Source organism: Rhizobium beringeri (assembly GCF_004306515.1).
Lineage (GTDB): Bacteria > Pseudomonadota > Alphaproteobacteria > Rhizobiales > Rhizobiaceae > Rhizobium > Rhizobium beringeri.
In genome coordinates, this window is the sequence record NZ_SILG01000003.1 from 289,692 (window position 1) to 301,948 (window position 12,257).

9 protein-coding genes are annotated in these 12,257 nt (G+C 61.4%); 6 read left to right on the plus strand and 3 right to left on the minus strand.

All coding sequences use genetic code 11. From position 1 onward, the window contains the following. Positions 1–14 precede the first annotated feature (14 nt). The 3 genes from ELH03_RS28880 to ELH03_RS28890 all read right to left on the minus strand — a co-directional run bounded on the left by ELH03_RS28880 (position 15) and on the right by ELH03_RS28890 (position 6,125). The gene (locus tag ELH03_RS28880) at positions 15–3,302 is read right to left on the minus strand and encodes a GH36-type glycosyl hydrolase domain-containing protein (protein ID WP_130767091.1); all 3,288 of its coding nucleotides are present in this window, start codon (positions 3,300–3,302) and stop codon (positions 15–17) included. 105 nt (positions 3,303–3,407) lie between these two features. Then, the gene (locus ELH03_RS28885; protein WP_128404448.1) at positions 3,408–4,949 is read right to left on the minus strand and encodes a DHA2 family efflux MFS transporter permease subunit; all 1,542 of its coding nucleotides are present in this window, start codon (positions 4,947–4,949) and stop codon (positions 3,408–3,410) included. A 267-nt stretch (positions 4,950–5,216) separates the two neighbouring features. After that, positions 5,217–6,125 carry a flagellin N-terminal helical domain-containing protein gene (locus tag ELH03_RS28890; protein WP_130767093.1) on the minus strand — a complete coding sequence of 303 codons (909 nt, stop codon included), beginning with the start codon at positions 6,123–6,125 and terminating at the stop codon, positions 5,217–5,219. A 309-nt stretch (positions 6,126–6,434) separates the two neighbouring features. Between ELH03_RS28890 and ELH03_RS28895 the strand changes: the two genes are divergently transcribed. Genes ELH03_RS28895 through ELH03_RS28920 form a run of 6 tightly spaced genes read left to right on the plus strand, consistent with a single transcriptional unit; the run spans position 6,435 to position 12,245 of the window. After that, positions 6,435–8,126: an ABC transporter substrate-binding protein gene (locus ELH03_RS28895; protein WP_128412391.1), complete on the plus strand. Its 1,692-nt coding sequence runs from the start codon at positions 6,435–6,437 to the stop codon at positions 8,124–8,126. Between the two features lie 19 nt (positions 8,127–8,145). Further along, positions 8,146–9,126: an ABC transporter permease gene (locus ELH03_RS28900; RefSeq protein ID WP_128412392.1), complete on the plus strand. Its 981-nt coding sequence runs from the start codon at positions 8,146–8,148 to the stop codon at positions 9,124–9,126. Beyond that, positions 9,126–10,028, plus strand: coding sequence for an ABC transporter permease (locus ELH03_RS28905; protein ID WP_128404444.1), 903 nt, complete (start codon positions 9,126–9,128; stop codon positions 10,026–10,028). Before ELH03_RS28900 ends, ELH03_RS28905 begins: the two co-directional genes overlap by 1 nt. Continuing rightward, positions 10,025–10,840, plus strand: coding sequence for an ABC transporter ATP-binding protein (locus ELH03_RS28910; RefSeq protein ID WP_128404443.1), 816 nt, complete (start codon positions 10,025–10,027; stop codon positions 10,838–10,840). The genes ELH03_RS28905 and ELH03_RS28910 overlap by 4 nt, the downstream gene beginning before the upstream one ends. Beyond that, positions 10,837–11,763 carry an ABC transporter ATP-binding protein gene (locus ELH03_RS28915; protein WP_128404442.1) on the plus strand — a complete coding sequence of 309 codons (927 nt, stop codon included), beginning with the start codon at positions 10,837–10,839 and terminating at the stop codon, positions 11,761–11,763. Before ELH03_RS28910 ends, ELH03_RS28915 begins: the two co-directional genes overlap by 4 nt. An 11-nt stretch (positions 11,764–11,774) precedes the next feature. Then, positions 11,775–12,245 (plus strand): GNAT family N-acetyltransferase, encoded by a 471-nt coding sequence (locus ELH03_RS28920; protein ID WP_128404441.1) that lies wholly within the window; start codon positions 11,775–11,777, stop codon positions 12,243–12,245. Positions 12,246–12,257: the final 12 nt, after the last annotated feature.

A 12,257-nucleotide genomic window follows, 5' to 3' on the forward strand; every position in this document is an offset into this window, starting at 1 on the left:
GGCGTCCGGCCGCTTCACACCTCAGGCTTCGGCTTCATCAGCCGCCGCCAGGCGGCATGGTCGGTTTGCAGATCGGCAGAGGCGTGGATCGCAGGCAGAAGCGGTTTGCGTTTGCGCCGGCCGAAGCGCCGTTTGAAGCCGAGGATATTTTCGACGAAGCTCCTGGTGTAGAGGCCGGGGCCGCTCGAATAGATCCGCCATCCGCCGTCGACGGCGATCTCTCCCGCCTTGACGCGCTGCCATTCGGCCGCCGCCTGATAGCGGTCATGGAAAGCCGCATCGCTGCTACTGAAATAGGTATTGCGTTGGCGCAGCGACGCATGCGGCAGTGCCGATGTGACTGAAATCGGATTGACGACGGCGATCGCCTTCCAGAGTTCGTTCGCCTCGGCCTCCAGCGCCAGCGTCTCGCAGTAGCGCAGATGCGCATGCACATACATCAGCCCGATCTCGCGGCCGAAGAAGGAGGAAGATTCGGCGCGGCGAAACAGCGTCTCGGGGCCGCCGGCATAGGTCGCCGGCTTTTCCATCAACCGCACGCCGTCGGGGAAGAGCAGATGCTCTTCGATCAGCTTCATATGATCGCGTCGCTGAACCGGCGTGAAGAGGCGGCCGAGCATCGCCTGCGTCATCGAGATCAGCGAGTAATGCAAGCCGGTGCGCCGGTCGCTCGGGTGCAGCAGCAATTCGACGCCATCATGGCTGGGATCGAAGATGCCATAGCCAGCAACGACGCCATCGCGCACGAGATGGCGGTTGAAATCCCGGCGCATCGCCGTTGCGATCTTCCGCAAGCCTTTGGCCTTGTCGCCATGGCCGAGGCGGCGCAGGATCGCGGAATAACGGACGATCTGCTCATAGAGCAGGGCAACGGTCCAACTGCTGACCATCCAATCGCGCAGATGCGGATCGGCCGGCTGCAGGGAATCGTTCCAGTCTCCCTCGCCATAGCGGATCAGATGCGTTCCCGGGATGAAAGCTTCGCGGACGGTCTCGAGCAGCTTCTCGACATGGATCGCAATGGTGTCGGGCTCCGGCGCCCTGGCCATCGTCTTTTCATCACGCCAGGAGACTTTCTCGTCGAGGATGGCGAGATCGCCGGTCGCTTCGATATAGTCGCAGAGCGCCTTCAACGGCCAGACGACGATGTCGCCGTGACTATCGCCCGCCCGGATGTTGGCATAGGGCTCCAGCATGAACCATTGCGGCCAATCGCCTTTTTCCAGGTATTGTTCGCTGAAAACGGTTTTCAGCACCTCCTTGGCTTCGCGGTCATGCTCATAGGCAAGCAGGAATTCGATCGGGCCCTGGCAGGCGTCGCGTGTGCCCCAGGCCGCACCCGTATATTGCTCGAGGCCGTGCGGTACGCTCAGATGCACGATCGCGTCATGCGCAAGCCAGGGCAGCAGGGTCGTCTGCGCCGCAAGGTCGGGCGAGGTGCTGCCGATCGTAATGCCGCGCACGGCGTTCCGCCAGAATTTTGATGCCGGCGCAAGCATGGCTTCATCGGTGACGCCCGCCTCATAACGCTGCGCCAGGCGCTCGGCTTCCGCCGCATCAGTCATCGAGCCGACGACGGCAAAGGAGAGCGCCTGTGTCGGCCGGGATCTGAGCGCGACGAAGGCGCCGTTGCGCGCAACCCCGTCGCTATAGAGCAGTTCGTCGCCGCCGATCTCCTCGATCGCATCGGGCGTCGAACTCACCAGCCAGTAGCCGGCATCGGGATAACGCTCGCCCCAGAGCCAGGCTGGGTCCGGCCGGAAAAGAACGCGTTTGCCTGCCGTATCGAATTCGATCCGCCCGCCCGCATCATATTCGCGCTCGCCGAGCACGACATGGCCGAACACCAGGAAGCGGCATGGCTCGCCCTCGACGGAGACGGTCCACTGCATCGCCGCATCCTCGCCGGAGGCGACCGCCGACACGATGATCGTGCGTTCGGGGAGGCGATAGATCCAGCGGCAATCGCTGAGCCCCATTTCGAAAGCCGACGGCACCGCCAGAAGCTGCCAGCCGGCGCCGACATCCGCCATGATGCGCAGCCCGCTGGCGCGCGTCAAATTGTAGGGATCGCGGGAGACGGAAAAGAGCTTGTGAAAAGACGTATTGCCGATCGTCAGCTGGGCGGCGAAAATGCCCTGCATCCAGCAGGTCGCGGCAAGCGTCGCATCATCGAGCAGCATATTCTCACCGCTTCTGACGATCGCGCCGTGACGGCGCGCCACGATGAGCTCCTTGTCACGCAGGACCACATGGCGGTTCAAAACGCCGTCCGACACGAAAAACGAAAGAAGCTTTCCGTCGACACGCTCTTCCAGGCTCCGCTCCGGATAGAGCTTGGTGGTCGCCTTTTTATCCAGCGCCTCGGCCTTCAGCAGGGCAGCATCCTGTAGCAGGCTGCGGACCGGCGCTGCCTCTGCAATATCGGCGGCTGCACTGTCGGTCGCCGCGAGCTCGTCAAGCCGTGAAAGGTCGGCATCGCTCGACGCCTCGGGATGATCGGCGGCAAACACGGCAAAGAAGGTCGCGGTCACACCGCTTGCCGGGACGGAGAGCGATTTTGACTGGATGGCGGGACATGCCGTCTCCTGTTGGCGCCGTTTGCTCGGCAGGCTGGTGCCGAAGGGGCCGACCAGCAAGTCGTCGAGGCGGTCTTTCGCCTGCACCAGCTGGATCGCATCCGTGGCATAGGCAGCCGCCCCATCACGGCAGCCTTGCACGAGCCAGGGGTTGCGGGCACCGGACTGCTTGAGATTTTGGCGGTTCATCACCACTGGGCCGAAAGTCTCGTGATCGGCGATATGGTGATCGACATATTGCGAGGCATAGGCTTCGCTGTTCATCAGGAAGCCGCGATCGCCGAGACCGACGTCCTGGACCAGCACCAGATCGACCGGCAGCGTCCCATCCTTCAGATGACGGATGGAGGCACGCCAGAACCAGGCCGTTTCGGAGGGATGAAGCTCGAGGCGGACGGTGTAGCCGATATCGCCGCTCTTGCCGCTCCAGGAGAAGCTTGTCGCACCGTGCCCGAAGCTGCCATTGGCGCGAGGCCCGACAATCTCGACGACATCCGACGCAGCACCGCCGATGCGCAGATAAAGGCGACTGACGCCGCCGGTGAGCGGCGAACCCTGGATCTGGTTGATCTGCACCGAACCCCTTTCATCGGCATATTCGATGGCAAACAGCGTGCCGTTCGGCAGGGCCGATATCGACAGGCCGGACCCATTGCTGATCGTGAAGAGGCCAAGCTCTTCGCGTCGGGGCATTTGAAAACTGCGCGTAAGGTCCGGGGCCATTGAGATCTCGTCGATTGGCTTCAGAGGGGAACTGGAGGATGACGCAAAATGATTGAGAGAAATCTTACCGGCGACCGGAAGATCGGCAACTTATCACCACGGTTTTCACGTTGAGGCCGGCCGCCTGGCGAAGGGCACCGAGAGCAGGGCGCAGCCGGTCAGGACGGCGATGACCATCCAGGCTTCGTTGATCGCCTGAACGCTTGCCGCGGTCTGGACCAGCGGATCGAGCAGCGCCGTGGTATCCGCATCAAAACTGCCGCTATGTCCCGATATGGTCTGGAGAGGCGCGCCGACGAATGTCGCTGCCTCGATGTCGCCGGCTTGAAGGCGGGTCCAGAGGGCTTGTCCCAGCGGTTCCGAGCGCGTGTAGATGATGGTGTCGATCAGCGCGATGCCGATCGCCCCGCCGAGATTGCGCATCAGGTTGAAAAGTCCACTGGCATCGGGAATGCGATCTGGCGGAAGTGTGCCGAGCGCCAGCCGCGTCGGCGGCAGCAGGCAGAACATGATGGCGACGCCGCGCACGACCTGCGGCCAGAACATCGCGTCGTAATCCGTGCGAGGATCCTGAAACGCGCTCATCCCGACGCCGATCGCAAAGAGCGCGAAACCGGCCGCCGACAGCAGCCGCGCATCCATGCGCTTCTCCAGCGCGACCGCGATCGGCGCCGTCACCAACTGCGCGATGCCGGTGACCAGCATCGTCATCCCGATCTCAAGCGCGTCGTGTCCTCTGATGAAAGCGAGGAAGACCGGCATGAGATAGACCGAACCGAAAAGGCCGATGCCCAGCACGAAGCTCAGAACCGATCCAACGAGAAAGTTCCGATCGCCGAAATTGCCGAGATCGACGATCGGCCTGTCTCGGCGCAGCGTTCGCCAGACGAAGACGCCTCCCGATGCAAGGCAGACGGTTAGCAGGCTGAGCACATAGGCCGAGATCCAGCCGCTCGTCGGCGCCTCTTTCAGGCTGAGCTCCAGGCTCGTCAGCGCGGTTGCCATCAGCAGGAGCGACAGTCCGTCGAGATGCCTGAGTTCGGACGGATCGGTCGCCTGCCGCGGCAAGGACCGTGCTGCCAGGATTGCCGAGACGATACCGGGGATGATGTTAATCAGGAACAGCCAGTGCCAGGAATAGGTCTGCGTCAGCCATCCGCCGACGATCGGTCCGACGGTCGGCGCCAGCACCGCCAGCACGCCGGCGATCGTCGTCGCAAGCGCCTGCCGCTCGTTCGGAAAGAGAATGAACACGGCTGAAAATACCGAGGGGATCAGCGTTCCGCCGGAAAAACCCTGAAGCACCCGCCAAGCGACCAACTCGCCGAAGCTGCCGCTCGCAGCACAGCCGGCGGAGGCTGCGACGAACAGGCTGATGGCGGTAACGAACAGCCATCGCATCGTCAGCAGCCGGGTCAAGAAGCCGGTGAGCGGGATCGCCACCACTTCGGCGATGAGATAGGCCGTCTGTATCCAGCTCATCTGGTCCGGATCGATGCCCAGCGCCGACTGGATGGTCGGCAGCGATGTAGCCACCACCTGGACGTCGAGGATCGCCATGAACATGCCGACGCACATCGCCATGAAGCCGAGCCAGACGATGGCGGGCGTTTCGTCAGGACGGGCAGATTCAAGTCGTTCCGACATGCGATGATCCCGCGCGCTGCATTCTTCGCCTCGGGTGCGAAGACTAAGGCCAATCGTGGTTGCGATCGAGACGACGGACAGCATGGCTCGGAAGTGAACCGCGATTTCGCCGATCGCGACACCATAGTTCGGATGAGGACAGGAGGGATAGGGACCCGCCGGCACAAATTTGCACGAGTGAGTTGAACGCGATCGAGCCCGACCCGGTGGGCCAGGCTCGATCGTGTGATCAACGGATTTGCTCCGAGCGTCCTATATATCCGGCGTTTAGCTGCGGAAGAGCGACAGGATATTCTGCGACGACGAATTCGCGATCGATAGCGACTGGATCGCAAGCTGCTGTTGTGTTTGCAAGGCAGAGAGTTTGCTCGACTCCTCCTCCATGTCGGCATCGACCAGCCGGCCCACACCCGAGTCGATCGAATCGGAAAGCGCACCGACGAAGTCTTCCTGCAGATCGATGCGCGTCGAGATCGAACCCAACTGCGCACCGGCAGAGGTCATTGCCGACAGTGCGGATTCGATGGTCGACAGCGCCGACTGGATCTGACCGGTGGTGAAGTCGGTGATATCAAGCGAATAGACGGAATCGCCGTTTGCGTCCACCGTTCCGAGGATGCCGGACGCGGTATCGATCGTCCCGCTGCTCATGCCGAACAGCACATTGCCCGTGGAGCTGGTATCCAGAGCATATTCCGTCATTTTAACGGAAACGGCGCCGGAGCCGTCGCGAACGAAGGACGATACGACACTTTTCGTACCATCCGCGCCCGCGACCCAGTTTTCACCCGAGAACGACGCCGACTGGGCAATGCTCAGCAGCTGTTCCTGAAGCTGACTGATTTCTTCCTGGACCTTGGACTTGTCGACACCGTCCTCGGTTGCTGCGACAAGCTTGGATTTGATCTCGTCGACAACGTCGATCGCATTGTCCATGGCCATATAGGCAGTATCGACCTTTGCTGCGCCGAGGCCAAGCGCGTCGGACACGGCCGAGAGCGCCTTGTTGTCGGACCGCATCGTGGTTGCGATCGACCAGTAGGCGGCATTGTCGGATGCGGTGTCGACCCGATAGCCGGTGGAAACACTGTTCTGTGTCGTTTCGAGGCTGGAGTTGATGCTGCGCAGCGTCTGAAGGGCAGACATCGCTGAATTGTTCGTATTGATGCTCGTCATGGGAAATTCGACCCGCTCTTAGAAGTTGAATGTGTTGCATCCCGGGGAACATCCCGGCCGTGGCGAGCAGCCTCATGCTTATCGACCAATGTTCGATCAGGTCGATTCGCCATCGTTGAAAACAATTATGGTACTTAAAGGTACATTAATTATTAACGCCGGAATTATCCTTACAAAACAATGCAGGGAACCGGCCCGGAGACCGTTGCAAAAAGTTTGAGATCGGCAATTGACGTGTCGGCAGGAAACTGACTATCAATATTAAATCAATTTGATTGACTTCAAAAAAACAACAAGGGGAACGATGGAATGAGATTGAGCAAGAGTGCAATCGGCAACAATTCCATGCGTGCCGGCTTTGCGGCGGCAACCGCTCTGACGGCGCTCGTCGTTTTTGGGGCGGGTGGTGCAACCGCAGAGTCGGTGCTGACGATGCATATCGAGGAGCAGAGCAGCTGGGTTCAGAACTTCAATCCGTTCGACCTTGCCGGCCGCCGACAGAGCACGATGGATTTCATCTACGAGCCCCTGGTCATCTTCAATGCCGAGGATGGCGGCAAGCCGGTGTTTCGCCTGGCGACCGACTATAAATTCTCCGAGGATATGAAATCCGTCACCTATACGCTGCGGCCCGGTGTGAAATGGTCCGACGGGCAGCCGCTGACCTCGGCCGACGTAAAATACACTATCGATCTCATGCTGAAGAACGCCGCGCTCGATACCGTCGGCGTCGGCGAGACCGTTGCCTCAGTCGAGGCGCCGTCGGCGACCGAGGTCAGGATCGATCTCAAGGCCGTGAATTCCGATTTCCCAGAAACGCTTGCCGACCTCGCCGTCGTTCCCGAGCATATCTGGAAGGACGTTTCCGATCCGGTCGCCTTCAAGAACGAGAAGCCGGTCGGCTCAGGTCCGATGACGGAGCTGCGCCGTTTCACGCCGCAGGTCTACGAGCAATGCCGCAACCCGAACTACTGGGATGCCGCCTCGCTGCATGTTGATTGCCTCAGACTGCCGCAGATTTCGGGCAACGACCAGATGCTTGCCATCCTGCCGGAAGGCAATATGGACTGGATCGGCTCCTTCATTCCGCAGATCGACAAGACCTTCGTGGCGCTCGATCCCGACCATAACGGCTACTGGCAGCCGCCAGCCGAGACCGTCGCCTTCCAGATGAACTTCAAGAGCGGCAATGAGGGCAACCTTGAGGCCTACAAGGACCTGAACTTCCGCCATGCCTTCAGCCTCGCCATGGACCGCGCGTCGATGGTCGATATTGCCGGCTTCGGCTATCCTGTCGTCAACGAGCATGCGACCGGCCTGCCGCCGCGCTTCGAGACCTGGCGCAACAAGGGCGCCGAAGGCGACAAGGACGCCTTCATGGGCTTCGATACCGAGAAGGCCAACAAGATTCTCGACGATGCCGGCTACAAGAAGGGTGCTGACGGCTTCCGCACCACGCCGAGCGGCAAGCCGATCACCTTCCCGATCATCGTCCCGAACGGCTGGACGGACTGGATCGATGCGGTCCAGATCGCGGTCGAAGGACTGCGTGCTGCCGGCATCAACGCGTCGGTTGCCACCCCGGAATATGAACAATGGCGCAAGCAGATCATCGACGGCAGCTTCGAGGTCGTCATGAACTCCCGCGCCGACGGCGCAACACCGTTCCGCGGTTATTACCAGAGCCTGTCGACCGCTTATGGCGGGCGCATCACCGGCGCCCCCTCGCGCTATTCGAACCCGAAGCTGGACGCGCTTTTCGATCAGTATCTGAAGGCGACGTCAGAGGACGATCACAAGAAGATCTTCAACGACATCCAGCTGCTGATCGCCGATGACTTTCCTGTCGTGCCGGTATTCAACGGGCCGACCTGGTATCAGTTCTCCAGCAAGCGCTTCACCGGCTGGGTCACCGACAAGGATCCCGTCATGAATCCGGAGGATCATGACAACAACCGCATGCGCCTGATGCATCTGCTGCGCCTCAAGCCGGTCCAATAAGCCTCGCGAGGGAGCGGAAATGCGCGTTTCGAGCCGGCGCCTCGGCGTCTATGCAGTCGCCCTGGCGTTCGCCATCGTCATGAACTTCATTCTTCCCCGGCTGATGCCGGGGAGTCCTGTCGATGCCATGGTCGCCCAGCTCGGCCCGCGGGCAACACCTGCCGCCGTCGAGGCGATCAAGGCGCGTTTCGGCGCGGTCGACCAGCCGATGCTCTGGCAGTTCGTCGATTACGTGAAGGGGTTGGCGACCCTCGATCTCGGCGTCTCGGTCAAATATTACCCCCAGACCGTCGTCCAGGTTCTTGGCCGTTCGACGCTCTGGACGGTCTTCCTTGTCACCACCGCGATCATCTTTTCGCTCTGCGTTGGTGTCGTGCTCGGCGCGATCTCGGCGTGGCGCCGTGGCGGACGCTTCGACACCATCGTCTCGCCGCTCTCCGTGATCATGATTTCGGTGCCGCCTGTCATCGTGGCGCTGACGACGCTTTTTGTCTTCGCGGTCTCGCTGCGCTGGTTTCCGGTGGGCTACGCCTACGATCCGAACCTCGATCCCGCCTTCGATTTCACCTTCATTGGCAGCGTCTTCGCCCATGCCATCCTGCCGGTCCTGACGCTTTCGCCGTTCCTGATCGGCGAATTCCAGACGACGATGCGCTCGTCGATGATCTCGGTACTCGGCGAGGACTATGTGACCATGGCGCGAGCCAAGGGGCTCAGCCACCTCACCGTCATGTTCGGCTACGGCGCACGCAATGCCATGCTTCCCGTTTTGACCAACCTAGCGCTGATGCTCGGCGCCGTCTTCGGCGGCTCGATCGTGACCGAGATCGTCTTCAACTATCCGGGATTGGGACTGACGCTCTATACTGCGAGCATCGCCCGCGATTACCCTGTCATCCAGGGGCAGTTGCTGCTGATGACGCTCGCGACGCTGGGCGCCAACTTCCTCGTCGACCTCATCTACGGGCTCGTCGATCCCAGATTGCGGGAGGCCGTATGATGGGCTTTACGCTGCGGCCTATCCTCAGGCAGAAGAAAGCGCTGGCCGGCCTCGTCATCATTGTGGCTCTGTGGCTGATGGCGCTGTTTGCGCCGATCGTTGCGCCCGGCGAGCCCGGAGCGCGTGTCGGGCGCTCGCATCAGCCGCCGTCGATCGAACATGTCATGGGCACCACGAAGATGGGGCGGGATGTCTATCGCCAGTTCGTCTGGGGCGCCCGCAGCTCTCTCTCCGTCGGTTTTGCCACGGGCATTGCCATCACCGTTCTCGGCACGGCCATCGGCCTCATCGCCGGTTATGCCGGCGGCAGGACCGATGCGGTGCTCGATCTTGCGACCAATGCCGTGCTTGTCGTGCCGAATATGCCGCTTCTGATCCTGCTCGCCTCCTTCGCCGGCACGGTTGGGCCGATGACGATCATGGCGATTATCGCGCTGACCTCCTGGCCCTGGGGTGCTCGAATGACACGCTCGCAGACAATGGCGCTTCGCAATCGTGACTTCGTCACGGCCTCCAAGATGATCGGAGAGCCGGCCTGGCGCATCATCTTCGTGGAAATCCTGCCGAACCTGACGACGCTGATCGGCATCAACCTCGTCGGCAGCATCATCTACGCCATCGTTGCCCAGACGACGCTCGAATATCTGGGCTTCGGCGATCCGCTGAAAGTCTCCTGGGGTACGATGCTCTACAATGCCCAGAATTCCTCGGCGATCATGGTCGGCGCATGGTGGGACATCGGGGTGCCGGCACTCGGCATCGCGCTGACGGGGCTAGGCCTTGCTCTTTTGAATTTCACCTTCGACGAGATCGCCAATCCGCAGCTCCGCTCCGGCCCGGCGCTGACGCGCTGGTTCCGCCTCACGCGCGCCCGCAACAGGGAACTGGAGCTTGGCCGATGAGCGACAATCTTCTGGAAATCGAAAAGCTCAATGTCGACTACCTCGTCGACAAGGGAGAATTCCGCGCCGTGAAGGAGGTCTCCTTCAATATCGGCCGCGGCGAGATCTTCGGGCTCGCCGGTGAATCCGGTTGCGGCAAGAGCACGATCGCCTATGCCATCACCCGTCTTTCCAAGGCGCCTGCCTGGATCAGCGGCGGCAGCATAAGGCTCGATGGACAGGATCTCCTGAGGCTGCCGGAACGCGAGTTGCAGAGAATCCGCTGGAAGCGCATCGGCATGGTCTTTCAGAGCGCGATGAATTCGCTCAATCCGCTGATGCGGGTCGAGGCGCAGTTCCATGACGTTCTGCGCCGGCACACCGGTTGCTCGCATGAGGAATCAAGGGCTCGGGCTGAGGAGATGTTCCGTCTCGTCGGTATCCCCACGCATCGCATCGGCGATTACCCGCACCAGTTCTCCGGCGGCATGCGTCAGCGCATCGTCATCGCCATCTGCCTGGCGCTGAGGCCCGAGCTTATCATCATGGACGAGCCGACAACGGCTCTCGACGTGGTCGTGCAGCGGGAGATCCTCGAGCAGGTCCTCGATCTGCAGCGGACCTATGGTTTCTCGGTGCTCTTCATCACCCATGACCTGCATCTGATGGCGCAGCTCTGCCAGCGCATCGGCGTCATGCTGAAGGGCGAACTCGTCGAAGTGGGAGACGTGCGCCAGGTCGCCCAGGCGCCGCTGCACGATTATACCCGCAAGCTTTGGAATGCCATTCCGCAGCTTCCAGGCAATCCGCATCTATCGGGAGTCTTGGCATGAAGGCGGAGGCAAATCCTGTGGTGGCTGAAGCCGTGATCCGGCTCGAAGATCTCAAACGTAATTTCGGCCCGGTACAGGCGTTGAAAGGTGTGTCCTTCTCGCTCTTTCCCGGTCGGGCCTTGGCGCTGGTCGGCGAATCCGGCTGCGGCAAGACGACTTGCGCCCGCATCATCGCACGCTTGGACAAACCGACGGGCGGCAGGCTGTTTTTCCGCGGGCAGGATCTGACCGCCCGCGGCGAGGCGAAGGATGAGCATCAGTACCGCAGAGAGGTGCAGATGGTCTTCCAGGATCCGTTCTCATCGCTCAACCCGGCCTTTACGGTCAGCCATCATCTGGCGCGGCCGCTGCAATTGCACCGGCAGAGCGGCTCCAGGGCAGATCTTGCCGAAGAGATCGGCCGCCTGCTGACAAGCGTCGGGCTGGAACCTGATTTGACCAGGCAGAAATTCCCGCATGAGCTCTCGGGGGGCCAGCGGCAGCGGGTGAATATCGCGCGCGCCCTTGCCGTCGCGCCGAGCGTGCTGGTCGCCGATGAGCCGACCTCGATGCTCGATGTCTCTATCCGCAAGGACATTCTCGATCTGCTCGCGACGGTGAAACGGGAAAATGACCTGGCCATGCTCTATATCACCCACGACATCGCGACGGCCGCACATGTGGCCGAGGAGATCGTCGTCATGTTCGCCGGCCAGATGGTCGAATGGGGCGACACCGATATGGTTCTGTCCGATCCACGCCATCCCTATACAAGGTTGCTGCTGTCAGCCGTTCCGGACGGCAGCCGGCCGTTCGTGACCGGCGGAAGCGCGCGTTTCCTTGAGCAGGCGGAAAAGGTACGCTCGCTCAGCCGTCCTGAATCGACTGTCATCGAGCAGGTTGGCTCCAACCATTTCATACGCGCACTCGGCGTTTCCAGCTGAAGGATGGCAAAGTGGACTATCTCGTCAACCTCTCCACCCTGTCGCCAGACACGCAGTCGCCCGAACGAATGGCGCGCGAGGGTGTGACGATCCGCCGGGCTCTGCCGCCGGAATTCCGGCTGATCACTGGCTGGATCGCGGAACAATTCGGTCAGGGATGGGCGAGCGAGGCATCCGTCGCGATGACCCGCCAGCCGCCGACCTGCTTCATCGCCACCCGCGAGCAGAAGCTCGTCGGTTTTTCCTGCCATGAAGCAACGGCGCGCGGCTTCTTCGGACCGACCGGCGTCGACGAAGACCTTCGCGGGCTCGGCATCGGCCGGGCATTGCTTTTTGCCAGCCTGAACGACCTGAAAGCGATGGGCTATGCCTATGCAATCATCGGCGACGTCGGCCCTTCTGCCTTTTACGAAAAGGCGGTCGAGGCAATGCCGATCCCCAATTCCGCTCCCGGCATTTACGCCGGGATGCTCAAGAGCTGATTTTCAAAGGCC

Coding starts and splice junctions, on each gene's coding strand:
- ELH03_RS28885 (WP_128404448.1), bottom strand. CDS start 4,949: ATGTCGGAACGACTTGAATCTGCCCGTCCTGACGAAACGCCCGCCATC.
- ELH03_RS28880 (WP_130767091.1), bottom strand. CDS start 3,302: ATGGCCCCGGACCTTACGCGCAGTTTTCAAATGCCCCGACGCGAAGAG.
- ELH03_RS28895 (WP_128412391.1), top strand. CDS start 6,435: ATGAGATTGAGCAAGAGTGCAATCGGCAACAATTCCATGCGTGCCGGC.
- ELH03_RS28905 (WP_128404444.1), top strand. CDS start 9,126: ATGGGCTTTACGCTGCGGCCTATCCTCAGGCAGAAGAAAGCGCTGGCC.
- ELH03_RS28910 (WP_128404443.1), top strand. CDS start 10,025: ATGAGCGACAATCTTCTGGAAATCGAAAAGCTCAATGTCGACTACCTC.
- ELH03_RS28890 (WP_130767093.1), bottom strand. CDS start 6,125: ATGACGAGCATCAATACGAACAATTCAGCGATGTCTGCCCTTCAGACG.
- ELH03_RS28900 (WP_128412392.1), top strand. CDS start 8,146: ATGCGCGTTTCGAGCCGGCGCCTCGGCGTCTATGCAGTCGCCCTGGCG.
- ELH03_RS28915 (WP_128404442.1), top strand. CDS start 10,837: ATGAAGGCGGAGGCAAATCCTGTGGTGGCTGAAGCCGTGATCCGGCTC.